This is a genomic window from Pseudomonas sp. RL_5y_Pfl2_69, assembly GCF_963970465.1.
Taxonomy (GTDB): domain Bacteria; phylum Pseudomonadota; class Gammaproteobacteria; order Pseudomonadales; family Pseudomonadaceae; genus Aquipseudomonas.
Window position 1 is genome coordinate 59,409 of the sequence record NZ_CAXAOU010000018.1, and the last position, 17,043, is coordinate 76,451.

16 protein-coding genes and 1 pseudogene are annotated in these 17,043 nt (G+C 58.4%); 6 read left to right on the forward strand and 11 right to left on the reverse strand.

The features are described 5' to 3' along the window. Positions 1-14 precede the first annotated feature (14 nt). Positions 15-833: a gamma-carboxygeranoyl-CoA hydratase gene (locus AACY07_RS23550; protein ID WP_339478112.1), complete on the forward strand. Its 819-nt coding sequence runs from the start codon at positions 15-17 to the stop codon at positions 831-833. Then, positions 830-2,767: an acetyl/propionyl/methylcrotonyl-CoA carboxylase subunit alpha gene (locus AACY07_RS23555; RefSeq protein ID WP_339478114.1), complete on the forward strand. Its 1,938-nt coding sequence runs from the start codon at positions 830-832 to the stop codon at positions 2,765-2,767. The genes AACY07_RS23550 and AACY07_RS23555 overlap by 4 nt, the downstream gene beginning before the upstream one ends. Positions 2,768-2,824: 57 nt before the next feature. Here the strand turns inward: AACY07_RS23555 and AACY07_RS23560 are convergent, their stop codons facing one another. Then, positions 2,825-3,487: a LexA family protein gene (locus tag AACY07_RS23560; RefSeq protein ID WP_339478117.1), complete on the reverse strand. Its 663-nt coding sequence runs from the start codon at positions 3,485-3,487 to the stop codon at positions 2,825-2,827. A 129-nt stretch (positions 3,488-3,616) separates the two neighbouring features. On the opposite strand from AACY07_RS23560, the gene AACY07_RS23565 reads away from it, so the two are divergent. Beyond that, complete coding sequence (locus AACY07_RS23565; RefSeq protein WP_339478119.1) at positions 3,617-3,964, forward strand: DUF6124 family protein; 348 nt, start codon at positions 3,617-3,619, stop codon at positions 3,962-3,964. A 49-nt stretch (positions 3,965-4,013) separates the two neighbouring features. Here AACY07_RS23565 and AACY07_RS23570 read toward each other — a convergent pair whose 3' ends face one another. Further along, complete coding sequence (locus tag AACY07_RS23570; protein ID WP_339478121.1) at positions 4,014-5,066, reverse strand: Glu/Leu/Phe/Val dehydrogenase dimerization domain-containing protein; 1,053 nt, start codon at positions 5,064-5,066, stop codon at positions 4,014-4,016. 183 nt (positions 5,067-5,249) lie between these two features. On the opposite strand from AACY07_RS23570, the gene AACY07_RS23575 reads away from it, so the two are divergent. Then, positions 5,250-5,723, forward strand: a complete 474-nt coding sequence (locus AACY07_RS23575) for an Lrp/AsnC family transcriptional regulator (protein WP_133077932.1) — start codon at positions 5,250-5,252, stop codon at positions 5,721-5,723. 532 nt (positions 5,724-6,255) lie between these two features. Then, a complete protein-coding gene (locus AACY07_RS23580; protein ID WP_339478125.1) occupies positions 6,256-7,407 on the forward strand; it encodes a M14 family metallopeptidase in 1,152 nt (383 codons plus the stop codon). Here the strand turns inward: AACY07_RS23580 and AACY07_RS23585 are convergent. The 7 genes and pseudogenes from AACY07_RS23585 to AACY07_RS23615 form a co-directional block, all read right to left on the reverse strand. Next, positions 7,404-8,354 carry a Csu type fimbrial protein gene (locus AACY07_RS23585; protein WP_339478128.1) on the reverse strand — a complete coding sequence of 317 codons (951 nt, stop codon included), beginning with the start codon at positions 8,352-8,354 and terminating at the stop codon, positions 7,404-7,406. The two genes, AACY07_RS23580 and AACY07_RS23585, sit on opposite strands and share 4 nt — an antisense overlap. Further along, on the reverse strand, positions 8,351-10,693 hold the full coding sequence (locus AACY07_RS23590) for a fimbria/pilus outer membrane usher protein (protein ID WP_339478131.1): 2,343 nt from the start codon (positions 10,691-10,693) through the stop codon (positions 8,351-8,353). Before AACY07_RS23590 ends, AACY07_RS23585 begins: the two co-directional genes overlap by 4 nt. 116 nt (positions 10,694-10,809) lie before the next feature. Continuing rightward, positions 10,810-11,590: pseudogene (locus AACY07_RS23595) on the reverse strand (fimbrial biogenesis chaperone). Between the two features lie 24 nt (positions 11,591-11,614). Further along, positions 11,615-12,109, reverse strand: a complete 495-nt coding sequence (locus AACY07_RS23600) for a Csu type fimbrial protein (RefSeq protein ID WP_339478133.1) — start codon at positions 12,107-12,109, stop codon at positions 11,615-11,617. Positions 12,110-12,114: 5 nt separating this feature from the next. Beyond that, on the reverse strand, positions 12,115-12,648 hold the full coding sequence (locus AACY07_RS23605; RefSeq protein WP_339478135.1) for a Csu type fimbrial protein: 534 nt from the start codon (positions 12,646-12,648) through the stop codon (positions 12,115-12,117). A gap of 18 nt (positions 12,649-12,666) precedes the next feature. Further along, positions 12,667-13,206, reverse strand: coding sequence for a Csu type fimbrial protein (locus AACY07_RS23610; RefSeq protein WP_339478137.1), 540 nt, complete (start codon positions 13,204-13,206; stop codon positions 12,667-12,669). Between the two features lie 16 nt (positions 13,207-13,222). Continuing rightward, positions 13,223-13,747: a Csu type fimbrial protein gene (locus AACY07_RS23615; RefSeq protein WP_339478139.1), complete on the reverse strand. Its 525-nt coding sequence runs from the start codon at positions 13,745-13,747 to the stop codon at positions 13,223-13,225. 197 nt (positions 13,748-13,944) lie between these two features. Here AACY07_RS23615 and AACY07_RS23620 point away from each other — a divergent pair, with 197 nt between their 5' ends. Then, positions 13,945-15,255, forward strand: coding sequence for a protein kinase (locus AACY07_RS23620; RefSeq protein ID WP_339478142.1), 1,311 nt, complete (start codon positions 13,945-13,947; stop codon positions 15,253-15,255). Between the two features lie 113 nt (positions 15,256-15,368). On the opposite strand, the gene AACY07_RS23625 is transcribed toward AACY07_RS23620, so the two are convergent. Next, positions 15,369-16,073, reverse strand: coding sequence for a YebC/PmpR family DNA-binding transcriptional regulator (locus tag AACY07_RS23625; protein ID WP_219262088.1), 705 nt, complete (start codon positions 16,071-16,073; stop codon positions 15,369-15,371). 107 nt (positions 16,074-16,180) lie between these two features. Continuing rightward, on the reverse strand, positions 16,181-17,041 hold the full coding sequence (locus tag AACY07_RS23630) for a LysR substrate-binding domain-containing protein (RefSeq protein WP_339478144.1): 861 nt from the start codon (positions 17,039-17,041) through the stop codon (positions 16,181-16,183). Positions 17,042-17,043 lie beyond the last annotated feature (2 nt).

Sequence of the window (17,043 nt, forward strand, 5' to 3'; positions counted from 1 at the left end):
AAGGACTGACGGACATGATTGATTTCAACACCCTCGAACTGCACACCGATCCCCGGGGTTTCGCCACCCTGTGGTTGAGCCGCGAGCAGAAGAACAACGCTTTCAACGCCGAAATGATCCGCGAGCTGATTCTTGCTCTGGACGCTGTGCAATCTGATCCTGCCCTGCGCTTTTTGGTGCTGCGCGGGCGCGGGAAACATTTCAGCGCCGGTGCCGATCTGGCCTGGATGCAGCAATCGGCCGAACTCGACTACCACACCAACCTCGACGACGCCCGCCATCTGGCTGAATTGATGTACAACCTGGCCAAGCTGAAAATGCCAACCCTGGCCGTTGTGCAAGGTGCAGCCTACGGCGGAGCGCTGGGCCTGATCAGTGCCTGCGACATGGCCATCGGCGCGGATGACGCGCAGTTCTGCCTGTCTGAGGTGCGCATCGGCCTGGCACCTGCGGTGATCAGTCCCTTCGTGGTGCAAGCCATCGGTGAGCGTGCGGCGCGGCGCTACGCCCTGACCGCTGAGCGCTTCAGCGGCCAACGTGCCCGCGAGCTGGGCTTGCTGTCAGAATGCTACCCCATCGCCGAGCTTGAGCAGCAAATCGACCACTGGACCGAAAACCTGCTGCTCAACAGTCCGCACGCGATGCGTTCGTGCAAAGACCTGCTGCGTGAAGTCAGTCATGGCGCACCGACTCTGGCCATTCGCCGCTATTGCGAAAACGCCATTGCAAGGATTCGTGTCAGCCCTGAAGGTCAGGAAGGCTTGCGTGCCTTTCTTCAAAAACGCGCTCCCAGCTGGCAAGCCGATGCATCGACCCAGGAGTCGCGCCCATGACTGCCGGTCTAACCTCTGTGCTGGTCGCCAACCGTGGCGAAATTGCCTGCCGGGTCATGCGTACCGCCAAAGCCCTGGGACTCACAACCGTCGCCGTTCACAGCGCGACCGACCGCGATGCACGGCATTGCCGTGAAGCTGATATCTGTGTGGACCTGGGAGGCAGCAAGGCCGCCGACAGCTACCTGAAAATCGACAAGATCATCGCAGCAGCGAAGGCCAGCGGTGCTCAGGCCATTCATCCCGGCTACGGTTTTCTGTCGGAGAACGCAGGCTTTGCCCGCGCCATCGAAGCCGCAGGGCTGATCTTTCTCGGACCGCCCGCCAGCGCCATTGATGCAATGGGCAGCAAGTCCGCGGCCAAGGCCTTGATGGAAGTGGCGGGTGTACCTTTGGTCCCGGGCTATCACGGCGAAGACCAGGACCTGGAAACCTTTCGCCTGGCTGCCGAGCGCATCGGTTATCCGGTGCTGCTCAAAGCCACGGCGGGCGGTGGTGGCAAAGGCATGAAAGTCGTCGAAGAGGTCAGTCAGCTGGCTGAGGCACTGGCTTCGGCCCAGCGTGAAGCCCTGTCATCGTTTGGCGATGGGCGGATGCTGGTTGAAAAGTACGTGCTCAAACCACGTCATGTGGAAATCCAGATTTTTGCCGACCAACACGGTAACTGCCTGTATCTCAATGAACGTGACTGCTCGATCCAGCGTCGCCACCAGAAGGTCGTGGAGGAAGCGCCAGCACCCGGTCTGAGCGCTGAACAACGTCAGGCCATGGGCGAGTCTGCCGTGCGGGCGGCTCAGGCCATCGGTTATGTAGGTGCAGGGACCGTAGAGTTTTTACTGGATGCACGAGGCGAGTTCTTCTTTATGGAGATGAACACGCGCTTGCAGGTTGAGCACCCGGTCACCGAGACCATCACCGGGCTGGATCTTGTCGCCTGGCAAATCCGCGTGGCACGGGGTGAAGCCTTGCCCATGACCCAGGCACAAGTGCCATTACACGGCCACGCCATCGAAGTGCGCCTGTACGCTGAAGACCCGGGCAATGATTTTCTCCCGCAAACCGGACGCCTTGAGGTGTATCGCGAGTCCGCTGCAGGTCCGGGCAGGCGCGTGGACAGTGGCGTCAGTGAGGGTGACGAGATCTCACCGTTTTACGATCCGATGCTGGGCAAGCTGATTGCCTGGGGAGAAGACCGGGAGCAGGCTCGCTTGCGTTTGCTGGCGATGCTCGATGAATTTGCCATCGGCGGCCTGAAAACCAACCTGAGCTTTTTGCGCCGTATCATTGGTCATCCCGCCTTCGCAGCAGCCGAACTCGATACCGGGTTTATCCCGCGCTACGAGGCACAATTGCTGCCTGCCGTGGAGCCCCTGCCTGCAACATTCTGGTCTGCGGCCGCCGAGGCATTCGATCAAAGTCAGGCCCCACGCGTGCGCGAAGATGATCCGGCGTCACCATGGTCGGGAAACAACGGTTTTCGTAGCGGCCTGCCTGCCCGAACCTTGCTGGCATTGGCCTGCAATGGCGAGCAACAGGTCATCCACCTGAGTGGCAGTTCAGCCATTTGGCGCAATGAACAGCTCGTCATCGAACAGGACGGGGTACGGCGCCAGCACTTGGCCATTCGCCGGGCGGATGCGCTGTACTTACGCTGGGACGGTGAGCTGCACTGCGTGCGCCTGCACGATCCGATCAGTGCCGTGGATGCCAGTCATACCGCCCAGGGCGGCCTGACAGCGCCCATGAATGGCAGCGTTGTGCGGGTGCTGGTTGAAGTCGGACAAACTGTTGAGGCAGGCGCTCAATTGGTGGTTCTTGAAGCCATGAAGATGGAACACAGCCTGCGTGCGCCCCATGCGGGCGTAGTGAAAGCCTTGTTCTTCCAGGAAGGCGAGATGGTCAGTGAAGGCTCTGCACTGGTCGAACTGGAATGAAAAAAGGCGGATACCGCAATCGGTATCCGCCTTTGCCGGAGCATTTGAAATGCGCCTCTAGAACTTGACTGTCGCCTGAACCACTACCCCTATAATCCGGCAGTTTTGATCAAACAGGGTTTTAGGATAAGTCGGGTTAAGTGGCTTCAGGTAACGTTGACCGCTCTCTTCGATCAACTGCCGAAATGTCGTCGCCTCTGACTCAGGGGTAAGGGCAATCACCATTTTGCCTGGCGTGGCCTCAATATCCGGATCGACCAGAATCATCATCCCTTGCGCGATGCTGACCCCCACCGGTGCGGTCATAGCATCACCCGTCACCTGTAACCAAAACGCAGCCCCTTTGGCGTAATGATCACTGACCTCGAATATCGTACCGGGCGGGACAGGATAGCCCGGCAGCACCTTTTCGCTAACCTGACCTGCCGTAACCCAGTCTCTCACCGGATAACGGAATGCCGAGGTGATCTCATAGGTGTATTCGTCAGCGCCAGGCGTGTCGCCTGCGTGGCTGCGCTCACGAATCACCAGAGCGACTTCAAGGTGCTCAAGCCCGAGGGCATGCAGCACGTTGTTCATCGTCGGCAAGTCGGGTTGACGGCGTTTATTGAGCCAATGGCCGACTCCGCCCTGGGAAGCCCCGACGCGTTCGGCTAGTTTCTCTTGCGTGAGTTTGAGCTCGCGCAATTTGGTTCTGACTAAAGCGATCCATTTATCCATCTGCCGAACAATACGGATTGATTTCGACGCAACAATACACACATTGTATTATTTATTTTTAATCAATTAATACTCACTGTACTAATCTTGCCTGGCTGATTCGATTAACTCCTGAAACGCAGGTAAATCATGACTTCACTTACAAATAGCCCGCAGAAAAACGAGTCCGATTCTGAGCTTGATTCCCTTAAGGACACCGTCGCGACACAACGTGCGCTCGACTATTATTTGAAACCATCTGTTTCCCAGCACACGATGGAAAAAAAAGTGTTCCAGGTGAGCAGTGACGTCAGCCAGGAAGAAGCCTTGCTCCATGCATCAGATTATCTGCGATGTGGAATTGCCAGCGCTCATGGTGCGGCCGAGCATCTGCATGGCCCTCAACGGGACTTGCTGCTGAGCCTCGCGTTCTTCATGGAGTCATCCAAGCAACTGGTGGACAGAGCCATTGATGTACAGCCGCTGTCTGCCCATTGATGCCAGAAAAGGCGCCGGTGGCCCGATCAGGACACCCGCGCCCCTCTCATCAAGCGTTAAGACGTTCTTGAGCAAGGCTATCGGCGATGCGCGTGGTGTTTTGATCCTGGGCTTTGGCCCTTAGAAAGATCTGACGCAAAGTCTCTCCAATACCTTCAACGTGCTGACGAACTTGTTCGGGCGTGCCACCGTTGTACTCGTAGGACACGTCAATAATGCCGCCCGCGTTGATCGCGTAATCCGGTGCATGCAGGCAGCCCCGTCGCCACAGTTCATCAGCATGGGAGGCTTTGGCCAGCTGATTGTTGGCAGCACCTGCAATCACTGGCGCGCGCAGTAACTGCAAGGTGTCATCGTTGATGATTGCCCCCATCGCGCAAGGCGAAAATACATCGACGTCAAGCCCGTAGATGTCTTGGGCACTCACTGGATGAGCCCCCAGTTCGTCGATTGCGCGACGCACGTTGGCCTCCTGGATATCGTGGACCCACAGCTCAGCGCCCGCCTCTTTCAATTGTCTGGCGAGGTTGAAGCCCACCTGACCAAGGCCCTGAATGGCCACCCTCAGCCCCGCCAGGTCACTACGACCCAGGCGCTGCAAGACCGCTTCGCGCAGACCGATAAACACCCCAAGCGCCGTTGCCGGAGACGGATCACCACTGCGGGTGCCGCCGCCCAGTTGCTCACGCGTACCAGCCCCCACCACATGACGGGTGCGCTGGCCCATAAGGGCCATTTCAGTGACGCCGGTGCCGGAATCCGCAGCCGTGATGTAACGCCCACCCAGGCTCTCGACAAAGCCACCCATCGCCTGGAACAGCGCTTCGCTCTTGTCCTTGCGCGGATCGCCAATGATCACCGCCTTGCCACCGCCCAACGGCAAACCGGCCAGCGCCGACTTGTAAGTCATGCCACGGGACAGGCGCAGCACATCGTTCAAGGCTTGCTCTTCATCGGCATAGGGCCACATGCGGCAGCCCCCGAGAGCCGGGCCAAGACGCGTGTTGTGCACCGCAATAATGGCTTTGAGACCCGTGGCTTTGTCATGGCAAAACTGGACGTGTTCGTGGTGATCGAATTCGGGATGAGTAAAAATCGGCATTGCGTTCTCTCTCTTGTTTTTAGCCCGGGAAGCGAGTCAGACCAATAAGTCAGTATCTGACCCGAAGCAGGGTGCGAAGCAAAAGAGTGAAGGTTTTACCTAGGAATTTTCTTTCTATTTTGTAGGAATTGTTCTGCTAATCTGCATGCATCATTCAAAAAAAATAAGAAAACAGATCAGTTCATGCAGATTAAATTAAGCGCTATCGACCGTAAGATTCTTCGCCTGCTGCAACACAATGCCGACCTGTCTGCCGCCGAAGTGGCAGAGCACGTGGAGTTGTCGCAATCGCCCTGTTGGCGCCGCATCCATCGATTGCAAGAGGAAGGCGTCATTGAGCGCAAGGTCGCCCTGCTCAATCCGAAAAAGCTTGGGCTCAATGTGGTGGTGTTCGTCAATGTGCGGTTATCAGGCCACGGGCGACGCCATCTGACCGAGTTTGAAGAAGCGATCACCGATTACCCCGAAGTGATCGAGTGCTACACGATGGCGGGCGATATGGACTACCTGCTGAAGGTGGTGACCCATGACATCGACAGTTATGAACGCTTTCTACGCGATCACTTGTTGCAGAAGCCGCACGTTCAGGAAGCCCACTCGAATATCGCCATGAGCGAAGTCAAACGCACCACTGAGTTGCTGCTGGCATCGGGGTAAAGGCCGCGTGATAGAGCCTTGGGGTGAGGAATGGAAATTTAATTTCCAAAAAGCGTGGGAAAAAACTTGCTTTGCAAATGATAATGATTACTATTGCATGCAGCTGGTCGCGAGATCAGTCGATAATTCAAGGGACCTTAGGTCGGTCTTGTGAATTACCTCCTCATCAGGCTAATCACGGTTATTTGACCCGGCTTCTAGCCGGGTCTTTTTTTTGCGGCCAGTTATCTGGCTCTGCGTGCTTCAGGCTAATGAAGTCTTGTGTGCGGCCGGTTTTTTTCGGTGACCGCTACGATGCCGACGATGATAGCAAAAGAACATCGGGAAACGGAAGCCTGAAGTCCTGGACTATGGCCGTAATGGCAATCTAGCACTTGAGAATCACTCGCAAAAACCCTACACTTGCGCAGCGTCAAGGACGACGCCCCCCCTTCGTTTTTCCCTACATCTTATTGTCCAAAATTCCGTATTGGCCTAATGCCATTGCACTGTACAGTAACGCCCACAACTATCAGATTTCGGGATTTTGACGATGACTGTGGCGCCCTCTTCACTTCATATCAGCAGTGACTTCGACAGCGGCAATGTCCAGGTGCTGGATGCCAGTAATCCGCTGCAGGTAAAACTGGCTATCAAACCAGATACCAAAAGCCCGCATTTTCAGTGGTTCCACTTCAAGGCCGATGGCCTGACACCGGGACACACGCACCATTTCCAATTGAGCAACGCCGGCCAGTCTTCCTATAACAAAGCGTGGGATGGTTATCAGGCGGTGGCTTCGTACGACCATGAAAACTGGTTCCGCGTACCGAGCGATTTCGACGGTACCTCGTTGAACATTCACCTTGCCGCCGAGCAGCCTCAAGTCTGGTTCGCCTACTTCGAACCTTACAGCCGCGAACGCCACGATCAGTTGATCAAGAACGCCCTGCAGTGGTCAGGCTGCCAGTTGCTGGCCACCGGTAAAAGCGCCGAGGGGCGGGATATCCAGTTGTTGCGCAAAGGCAACGGCGCCAGCCACAAACGCAAGATCTGGATCATTGCCCAGCAGCACCCGGGCGAACACATGGCCGAATGGTTTATGGAAGGCATTTTCGAACGCCTGGAACAGGGCAGCGATCCCCAAATGCGCAAGCTGCTGGACTTTGCCGACCTGTACCTGATCCCGAACATGAACCCGGACGGCGCGTTTCACGGGCACTTGCGCACCAATGCCAATGGCCAGGACTTGAACCGCGCCTGGCAAAACACCAGCCCCCAGGTCAGCCCTGAAGTGTTCTTCGCCCTGGAGCAAATGACCCAGTACGGTGTCGATCTGTTCCTGGATATCCACGGCGACGAAGAAATCCCCTATGTGTTCACGGCGGGCTGTGAAGGCAATCCTGGCTACACCCCTCGCCTGGCGACCCTGGAAGAGCGTTTTCGCAGCCACCTCAGCGGCCTGACCAAAGACTTTCAGACTGCCCATGGCTACACCCGCGACGAGCCGGGCCAAGCCAACATGACCCTGGCCTGCAACAGCGTCGGCCAGCGCTTTGACTGCCTGTCGCTGACGCTGGAAATGCCGTTCAAGGACAACAACGATGCGCCGAACCCGCAGACCGGCTGGGATGGAAAACGCTCGAAGCAATTGGCCAAGGACGTGCTGACCACCCTGTCGGCCATGGTCAGGGAACTGCGTTAAAAGCCCACATCCAGCACCACGTTGTCGGTATAGCTACCCGCTGGCGGCGTGGTCTGGTCGGTGTAGATTTTGGCGTTGTAGTTGAAAATCTGACTGCCATTGCCCAACCCGTTACCGGGAAAAACCTCGGCAGACGAACTCGCCCGTCGAGCGGCGCCCACACTCCCCCAGCGGGTACTGCCGGCACTTTGGAAAATGTCGTAGGCCAAATAGTTGCTACCGGAAATCATCCGCCGCCGCCCGCCCACACTGATGGGGTGTGTGCCATCGCCCAACCCTACCGTATAGGCACTGCCCTTGGTGCAGTTGACACTGATGGTCTGGCTGACCGTCGAGAACGCGCTGACCACCGGTGCGCTGCCAAAACTGATCGAAGGTGCGCTGATGGTGCAGTCGTTGGCCACCGTCATGCTCACCGTCAGGGTGCTGATCCTGTTGGATCCCGTGTCGTATCCCAGGCAAATTCCCAAAGCTCCCAGCCCGGTGCAGTAGGACCAGTCCCAGCGCACATTCAACGTCTCGGTATAGACGCCAGCCGCCACGTTGTTGACCGCGGTGGTGAAATACAACGGGATCACACTGGGCGCCGCCGTACCCAGCAGGCCATTGACGGCAAAGTCGAATGCCTGGCCACGGGTCATGGGGTGCGCGGTGCTGTTATTCGCATAAATGGTGTAGGCAATGACATCCCCGGTTGGCCCAAGCATACCGGTACGGGGTGATGTGATCGTGGCCTTGAAATACGCGTCACTGAGCAACGCAATCCCGCCGGCGGTGCAGGTCAGGCCCGCATTGGAGGATGACGTGCTTTGCGCCGCGGTGCGTACCAGGGTTGAGCTGATCGTGCCATAACTGGCCGGGCTGGCGACCCCCGCCGGCGTGCAACCGGCCTTGGCTCCAAACGCTGCCAGACAGCACAGCAGCCCTAATCCGAATGTTCCTTTCATTGGCACACCACCGGGTCGATCAAGGGCACCTGATCGGTCTCGGCCGGCAATGGAAACTGCGCCTTACACTGCTTGCCATCGGGCATGATCACCTGCAGCGAGTTCTGCGCCGTGAGGTTTTCCAGGTACACCAGCCCGTCCCAGCCCACGACCGCTCGCGCACCGTTTTGCTCGTTCAACACCGCACTGCCGAGCGCCAGGTCCTGCTGGTGGGCGTCGATCAAATGCACGCTGGCCGCCGCCACCCGGCGCAACTCGAATTCCAGCAAATAGCCGCTGCCCCGGCGTACAGCCACTCGCTGTTCCACATTGGGAGTGATGATATTGGCGGAAAGGTTCAGCGGATCGATCTCGTATTTACCGCGGTAATAAGCGCTGCTCCAGGGCACCAGCAAGTGACCGTTCTTGTCGGTATTGCCGATCCACTGATTCTCGTAGCGCACGCCCACATCGGGAAAACCGCCGGTACTGACAACTACAAAAGCATCGTCGATACGGTTGGCGGCGAATGTTTGCCCGTCCATCCACACCAGCGAGCCGCTGGCATCTGCCCAGCGTGTCTGCTGATCCGAGGTGCCGTATACGCCAGCTTGCAACTGCACCGATTGCAGGCGCCAGGTCAAATCGGCCTGGCGATAATCCGGCGTATCGCCATGGGCATAGCCCAGATTGAAACCCACACCACCCTGGGTCGGCACGCTACGGCTGTAATTGACCCGCTGCTGGGTAACCCCAGAACTGCTGCGCTCGGTACCAACGCTGAAGTTGCCACTCAGATCGAAGGGCACCACGATCTGCGCCTGCATGGCCCAATTGCTGTCGCCCAGTTCACGGTTGGCCGAGACATACAGGCTGCTGTTGAACCACAGCGATTTGCTCCAGCTCAAGTTAAGCAAGCGCGTACGCGTCTCATCGGCGGACATCACATCGAAATACCCGGCCCCCAGACTGCCAAAACGATCCAGATCCAGGGCCAGGGTGACTTGTTCGCTGCGCCGGCTGAGGCTGATGTAATCGCTGTCGATGACCGTCAGGTCCGCATAGTCGGCAAACCGTTGCAGGCGCTGATAGGCAAAACTCAAGCCTTGCGAGCTGTACTGGTAGCCCAGGCTGAGCTGACGACCGCTGCGCCCATCGAACTGGCTTTGGCTCACGGCGCTGTTGAGCACACCAAAATTGCCCAGTTTGAGATTGCCACCCACCCCGCCCAGGGTCAGCGAGTCCGAGGCTTCAAGGTGGCTTTCAAGGGTCACATTGTTGGTCAGGCCATAGCGCAGACTGCCCGATGTCACACCGGGACCGTAGGAAAAATTGTCGATCCCGTAGCCACGGCGCACGCTGCCCGCCGAAACGCTGTAGTCGCTCAGGCCTTGCTGCAGCAAGGTACTGGTGACATAAAACGGCACACTGGTGGAAACCTGCCGCCCGAGCGCATCGGTGGTCACCACAACGGCCTCACCGGCACCATTGATGAAAGGGACGTTGGTCAGGGTATAGGGACCGGGCTGCAGGTTTTCACTGGAGGATTTGTAGCCATTGATAAACAGATCCACTGACGACGGCACCGCCGCTTCCCCGGAGAACTGCGGCAACGGATAGGTCACCAGGTCAGGGCGTACACCAAAGTCTCGGGACACCTGCACACCGCCCATCCGTATGGAGCTGGTCCAGGGCAGAGAGCCGCTGATCAGGTCGCCTGCCTCGTAGGTGAGCATGCGTTCATCGTCAGAGAATCGCCAGGTGGTGTCATAGCGCAGATAGCCACTGTCCAGCGGGGTTGTGCCTGAGGTGACGATGTTGCGCCGGTATTGTCCGGTATTGGACAACGTGCCCCAACTGTCAAACACCCGCACTTCGTTCCATGCGGCCAGATAGGTGCCCGCATCATCGGTGTCGTTGAGATACACATCGTAGTTGAACAACGCACCAAAGCTGCTGACCGCCTCGCTGTGCGGGGAGTTCGAGCGCCGACCCAGCACTTGCTCGGGCAACCAGTCGGGCGGCACATCCAGCAGCAGGCGCTGGCCCTGGATGTCGTACTCGCTGTGCAAGCCAGCCACACTGTCCAGGCCCACCTCTTCAGGGGGCGTGACGGGCAGATGAATTCCGGCTTCCTGCAGAACACTCGCTTGCAGATACAGTTGACCTGCCCGTTGCTGCACCTGTACCAGTCGTCCTGTATTCAATTGATTCACCACCAGTTCCAGATACAGCTGGGCATCGGCGACAGCCTCCATGCTGGCGGGAGGTGGCGGAAGTTCGCCCGCCTCACTTGATGGTCCCCAGAGCACACTGCACAGGCCGATACAGGACAACACCCGCGCCCTTCTCGTTACCATGCCAGATCCTTCAATGGCCACTCCTTGCTATTGCTCCCCTCGCTGATATCACCCTTTATGCCGGGCGGCAGCAACGCGGGTCACTGGCGAAAACTGGCTCCTGCCAGGCTTACTGCTTACTGCCCTAATGTCAGGGTCTGCAATTGGGTCTGGCCATTGACCCGAACTTGCAGGGCATCTCCCTGAACAGCCGGTGCCGGCCAGCGCATCGTGGCGCCTGGCAGCACATAACCGAGCAGCCCGTCCACTACAGGCCGGGACTGAGCCCCCGACTTCAGCGCGGCCTCGGTCAATCGGGCATGTACCGCCCCGCGATTGACCACTTCGACATAAGGCTTGCCGTCGACCTTAAGGGCCCGCCCGCTCAATTGCGGCAAACCCGCACCGCTCGGATCACGCTGGCGGCTGGCATCCGGCTTGCTCCACAGCCCGGCACCGTAGGCAAACAACGGCACCGAATAGCGCATTTGCAAGCGAACCGCTGCCGCAGCCTGGTTGCTGCCGGCGTCCGAGGGGGGGAGCGGCAGCGGGATCTCGTCAATGATGATGCGGTAGGCGTGCTCCTCGCCTGCCGGGAAGGTCTTGGCGCGAGTGAGGCGAATCAGTTGTTTTTGCCCTGGCTGGATGGTGGCCACGGGGGGGGCTGCCAACCACATCGCGCTGGTTCTGGTACTTGTCGTCAAAGCCATCCTGATTCCAGGCAAATACTCGTATCTGCAAGTTGGCGGGAGTATCGCCGCGGTTTTCCAGCCACAGGGCGCTGGCCTGCTGGTCGGCCTCAAGTACCGGATCGATAGGCCAGATCAAAATCGAGCTGGCCGCCTGCGCCGACTGGGCCATGCCCAATCCCAGCAAGCAAAAAGCCAGGCCCTGAAGTGGCCGTAAGAATGAATGCATAAACAAGCTCCTGATCCCTGGACATCAATAAGATAATTGCACCTGCAGCGTGTCGCTGTAGGTGCCCGCCGGCTGGTTGCCGGGCAATAACACATAGCCGTAGATCGGCAGACTTATGGCATTGGCATTGGTGTAGGGCACGTTGACCGATTGCGCGATACCCAGGCTCTGAGTACGGGCCGCATCCTGAAACAACTGATAGGCAATCTGCGCAGTGCCGCTGCCAATCTTTAAATGCCGACCGCTGACGTTATTCAAGCCACCATTGACTTGCATGCTCACGCTCACCCCCGGCGTGCATTGCAGCGTCACCCCACCCGCCAGCGCCACAGTCACTGGTGCGGTGGACAATGCCGAATACGTCCCGAAATTCAGGTTGCCGTAAAGCCCTCCCGTGCTGTTTACCAGGCAGCCCGCCACGATGCTCGCGCTGACTGACAGCGTTGCTGACGTATCGGCATACGCGGCCGAACTGCATGCACACAGCAGCACCAGTGACACCGCGCGCAGCCGCGCCACAAGGCTTAAAAGGTCAGAACAACAGTAATAGTGTCGCTATAGGTCCCGGCAGGCAGCCCGGACTTGCCGGTCGCTTTGCCGTAGATATTGACCGTTTGCTGGGCACCCGTGCTCACGGGCAGCGTAACGTTGCCACCGATTGCCACCGGGGTGCTGTGGGCAGAGTCGCTGTACAGGTCATAACCCACATAATTGGTGCCATTGGCCAAGGCCCGCGTGCCTTGCGCCGCTGCCAGTCCGTCATGAGTACCGGAACCGAGCGTTATCGTGGGAGTAGTGCCGGCCGAACACAGCACCGTCATGGCGCCAGCGCCGCTCAATACCTGAGCGTTCGCGGTGTCAAACAGCGTCGTGGTCGTACCGAAGTCCAGGGCCCCGAACACCGCGCCACCGGTGCCCACCACCCCGTTGATCAGGCAACTGGTCGTCAGCACCAACGAAGCATTTACAGTGCCACTGACGGTCGTGACCGCCTGCACCGGACCGGCCAACATCAAGCCCAACAATGAGAAACCCAGCGTTGATTTAAGTACGCGCATCTTGCACCCCACTTTTATTTACCAATCCAGCGTTACCCGAAGCGTGTCGCTATAGACACCTGCCGGTAGTGCAACAGGATTTGCCATCACCATGCCATACACCGGGATCGGTACATGACCGCCATTTGCCACCACAAAATTGTGTTGCTGCCCGATGCTGTAGCTGTTGTTGCCAGCGGCATCGAGATACAAACGGTAAGGGATCATTTGCCGACCATTACTCAGTCGACGGTCTGTGCCATTACCGTGATTTCCACCATCGATGGAAACCGTAAACCCTCCAACGGTGGGGTTACAGGCCACTCTCAAATTGCTCTCGCTGCCATCCAGCAATACCTCGCCCGGTGTGTTCCAGGTAGGGCCCTTCGAGCCAAAATTGAGCGTCCCGAGGTTGTCGAGACGGTTCTCATCTCCCGCGCCGGACCCTGTGCTCACCTGACAACTGGCCAGGATCACCAGACGCGCCTGAATCTGCCCGCTGATCATGGCTGCCTGCGCCCCCTCAGCCAACAGCGCACAGGCTGCGAACAGGGCTATACAGTGCGCAGGCCCGGTCATGTTCATACTCCTGGCACTACCACGTGAGGGTGACTTTCAACAGGTCGGCATACAGCCCGACAGGGGGAATTTGCTGCAACGGTTCGATCCGGCCATACAGCGGCAACTCAACCGAACCGCTATCGGGCACTGTGCCGCTCACAGGCACATCGACCGGCAACGGTATCTGACGGGCCGGGTCACGAAACAGTCGATAAGGGATGGGAGGGCTACCCGGCCCCAGGGCCAAATAGCGAACATCAGCGGTGCCACCATGCTGGCCACCGTCGATCTGAATTTGATAGGTGGTATCGGGATTGCATTCCAGGCGCGGTAATCGCGGGTTTATCAGCGTTGCACTCAAGGGAGACGACGGCCCGTCCAACCGCGCGGTACGGCCAAAATCGAGCAGACCCAGGCTCTCAATGCCTGCGCCACGGGGCAAGTCCACCAGTTGGCAGCCCCTCTCGACGATGACTCGAACCTGAACCTCGTACTGCGCCGACCAAGCGCACGTACTGAGCAAGGAGCCTATGATGACTGTCCCTAGACGGCACTCCATGACCTTTCCTTGAGTCCATATATAGGATGAAGGCTAGCATCGAAGGGCGATACGTCCAGCTATGTAAGAAATTAAGCAAAGTTATGCTAAGTACAACTTTTAGCTTACGCCCCGGGTGCAAATACTCGGCCACAGGTCGAATAGTCGTTATTATGCGCGACACTTTTTGCGCCACCCACGAGTAACCGACCCTGCTTATGGATACCCTCGCTAAACTGCGCGCCGGCCAATTGGCGGGCCTCAAACGTCTTGATCTGTCGTGCGGACTTACCGAGTTCCCGGACGAAATTTTCCAGCTGGCCGACTCCCTGGAAATTCTCAACCTCAGCGGTAACGCCCTGAGCCGCTTGCCCGACGACCTGCATCGCCTGAGCCATTTGCGCATCCTGTTTTGCTCGGACAATCAGTTCACCGAGCTGCCAGCATGCCTGGGGCAGTGCGCACAGTTGAGCATGATCGGCTTCAAGGCTAACCGCATCGAAAGCGTACCCGGCACCGCGCTGCCGCCTTTGCTGCGCTGGCTGATCCTGACCGACAACTGCATCGAACAATTACCCGAAGAACTGGGCCAGCGCCCCCTGCTGCAAAAGTTGATGCTGGCCGGTAATCGCCTGCAGCAACTGCCCAGCAGCCTGGCCAGTTGTGAGCGCCTGGAATTGATCCGCTTGGCTGCCAACCAATTCAGCGAGCTGCCCGATAGGCTGCTGGCACTGCCGAGCCTGAGCTGGCTGGCCTACGCTGGCAATCCGTTGCGTGAAGATGCCAGCGCTCATCGCCCGCCTGACGACACGCCGAATATTGAGTGGTCGCACCTTGAGCTTGAGCACAAGTTGGGCGAAGGCGCTTCAGGAATCATTTATCAAGCCCGGTGGACTGCCCCCGGCCAGGCGGACCAGTCAGTTGCCGTCAAGCTGTACAAGGGCAGCATCACCAGCGACGGCTCACCCCTCAATGAAATGAATGCCTGCATCGCGGCGGGGCAACACCCCAACCTGATCAAGGTATTGGGCCGTGTGGCGGGGCATCCTGACAACCAGGCCGGCCTGGTCATGGAGCTGATCGACCGGTCATTCATCAACCTTGCGGCCCTGCCCAGTTTTGATACCTGTAGCCGCGACGTGTATGCCAACAGCACCCGGTTTACCGGCGAAAGTGCCTTGCGCATCGCTCGCGGCATAGCCTCGGCGGCAGGCCATTTGCACGCGCAGGGCATCTGTCATGGCGATTTGTACGGGCACAATATTCTGTTCAATGCCCAAGGCGAATGCCTGCTGGGGGATTTTGGTGCGGCGTGCTTCCACGCCATTGACGACAGTCCGCACAGCCGTGCGCTGCAACGCATTGAAGTGCGAGCATTCGGGATTTTATTGGGGGAGTTACTGGAGCGTATCGACTCGGGCCTGAGCGATCAGCAGCGCAGTGATCTGCAAGGCCTGCAACAGCGTTGCATCCAGCCTGACGTGTTGGCACGGCCGGGGTTTGTTCAAATCAGTCAGGAACTGGCATAGCAACCTGTAGTCGCTGGGGAGCGTAGCGAGGCTGCGATAAGGGCTGAAAGAGGTTCAACCCATCGCAGCCTCGCTACGCTCCTCAGCGACTACAGAAGAGCGTTGCTTCAGACTTATGCCAACGCCACAAACATGTCCTGCACGTCGTCCTGCTCTTCCAGCTTGGCCAGGAACTCCTGGACTTCAGCCATTTGCTCGTCAGTCAGACCACTGACCGGGTTTTTCGGCTGGTAGCCCAACTTGGCCGACAACACGGTGAAGCCCTGCTCAGGCAGTGCTTTTTGTACGGTGTCCAGGTCAGTCGGTTCAGTGATGAACAAGGTAGTGCCTTCTTCTTCACCTTCTTCGAAGTCCTGGGCGCCCGCTTCGATTGCGGCCATTTCAGGATCTGCGTCCGGGGTATCAGGCTTGGCTTCGATCATGCCAACGTGGTTGAAGTCCCACGCCACCGAACCCGAAGCACCCAGCTGCCCCTTGCGGAAGGCAACACGGATTTCAGCCACGGTACGGTTGATGTTGTCCGTCAGGCACTCAATGATCAGCGGTACCTGGTGAGGTGCAAAGCCTTCATAGGTGACACGATGGTATTGCACGGCTTCAGTACCGATACCGGCACCTTTATTGATCGCGCGCTTGATGGTGTCAGCTGGCATCGAGGCTTTCTTGGCCTGTTCATAGACCAGACGCAAGTGCGAGTTCATGTCCGGATCGGCGCCGTTGCGCGCAGCAACCGTCAATTCCTTGGCCAACTTGCCAAAAATCTTGCCACGGCTGTTGGCGGCGTCCGCTTTATGTTTAACCTTCCACTGTGCGCCCATTACTCACTCTCTCAATCGGGTGTGTCGCGGCATATCGGCCGTCGAATGGGCGCAAGTTTATACGCCCGCAAGTCGGCAATCGACCAAAAAATCCAATCGCTGCCTGCTTAAGCCTTGCCCAGCTCCATAAACGCCTTGATCAGCCGCAACTCGGCGCGCCGTTCCATGCAACCCAGCATATGCAGGTTGACGAGCCCCGCACCGTTGATCGGCACCGCACACACTCGAGGGTCATGGCTGACTTCTACCGACGACACAATGCCCACACCGAGCTGTGCGGCCACGGCCTCGGTAACGGCTTCACGACTGTCCAGCTCCAGTAACACCCGCGGGGTGACCCCGGCCTGAGCACAGGCGCTGTCAAAGGTGCGACGGGTAATCGACGTCGGTTCACGCAACACCATGATCACCTGGTCCAAGTGTGAAATAGCGATGCCATCCGGCAAAGCCTGCCACGGGTGATTGGCCGGCACCAAGGCGCATATCCGCGACTCATCCAACGGACGCAAGGTCAGGCCTTTGCGCTGTTCTACTTCCGTCAGCACGGCCACATCGACATGTTCCGACAACAACGCCGCCAAGGTTTCCTGGGCATTGCCCAAACGCAAGTTCACGGTTATTCCCGGATAACGCGCCCGCAGGCCAGCCAGCATCGGCATCACCAAGTGCGGGCCGTCGGCCGCCACCTCAAGCCGCCCGGTGAGCAGTTGGCGATTGGCCTCCAGCATGACCTGTGCCTCATCCACCAAACCAAACATGGCTCGCGTGATGGCCGCCAGCCTGGTGCCTTCTTCAGTCAGCTCCACACGCCTGGCCGTACGTCGCAGCAAGGTGATCTGGTAGTGCTCCTCAAGCGCCTTGATGTGCCCCGTAACGGCTGGCTGGCTGATAAAAAGTCGGGCCGCAGCCCGGGTAAAACTGCCTTCTCGGGCCACCGCGTCAAAGGCACGAAGCTGAAATAAATTCATGC

Bases quoted from the DNA above. Each gene is read 5' to 3' on its own strand.
- AACY07_RS23550 (WP_339478112.1), top strand. From the start codon at position 15: ATGATTGATTTCAACACCCTCGAACTGCACACCGATCCCCGGGGTTTC.
- AACY07_RS23555 (WP_339478114.1), top strand. From the start codon at position 830: ATGACTGCCGGTCTAACCTCTGTGCTGGTCGCCAACCGTGGCGAAATT.
- AACY07_RS23560 (WP_339478117.1), bottom strand. From the start codon at position 3,487: ATGGATAAATGGATCGCTTTAGTCAGAACCAAATTGCGCGAGCTCAAA.
- AACY07_RS23565 (WP_339478119.1), top strand. From the start codon at position 3,617: ATGACTTCACTTACAAATAGCCCGCAGAAAAACGAGTCCGATTCTGAG.
- AACY07_RS23570 (WP_339478121.1), bottom strand. From the start codon at position 5,066: ATGCCGATTTTTACTCATCCCGAATTCGATCACCACGAACACGTCCAG.
- AACY07_RS23575 (WP_133077932.1), top strand. From the start codon at position 5,250: ATGCAGATTAAATTAAGCGCTATCGACCGTAAGATTCTTCGCCTGCTG.
- AACY07_RS23580 (WP_339478125.1), top strand. From the start codon at position 6,256: ATGACTGTGGCGCCCTCTTCACTTCATATCAGCAGTGACTTCGACAGC.
- AACY07_RS23585 (WP_339478128.1), bottom strand. From the start codon at position 8,354: ATGAAAGGAACATTCGGATTAGGGCTGCTGTGCTGTCTGGCAGCGTTT.
- AACY07_RS23590 (WP_339478131.1), bottom strand. From the start codon at position 10,693: ATGGTAACGAGAAGGGCGCGGGTGTTGTCCTGTATCGGCCTGTGCAGT.
- AACY07_RS23605 (WP_339478135.1), bottom strand. From the start codon at position 12,648: ATGCGCGTACTTAAATCAACGCTGGGTTTCTCATTGTTGGGCTTGATG.
- AACY07_RS23610 (WP_339478137.1), bottom strand. From the start codon at position 13,206: ATGACCGGGCCTGCGCACTGTATAGCCCTGTTCGCAGCCTGTGCGCTG.
- AACY07_RS23615 (WP_339478139.1), bottom strand. From the start codon at position 13,747: ATGGAGTGCCGTCTAGGGACAGTCATCATAGGCTCCTTGCTCAGTACG.
- AACY07_RS23620 (WP_339478142.1), top strand. From the start codon at position 13,945: ATGGATACCCTCGCTAAACTGCGCGCCGGCCAATTGGCGGGCCTCAAA.
- AACY07_RS23625 (WP_219262088.1), bottom strand. From the start codon at position 16,073: ATGGGCGCACAGTGGAAGGTTAAACATAAAGCGGACGCCGCCAACAGC.
- AACY07_RS23630 (WP_339478144.1), bottom strand. From the start codon at position 17,041: ATGAATTTATTTCAGCTTCGTGCCTTTGACGCGGTGGCCCGAGAAGGC.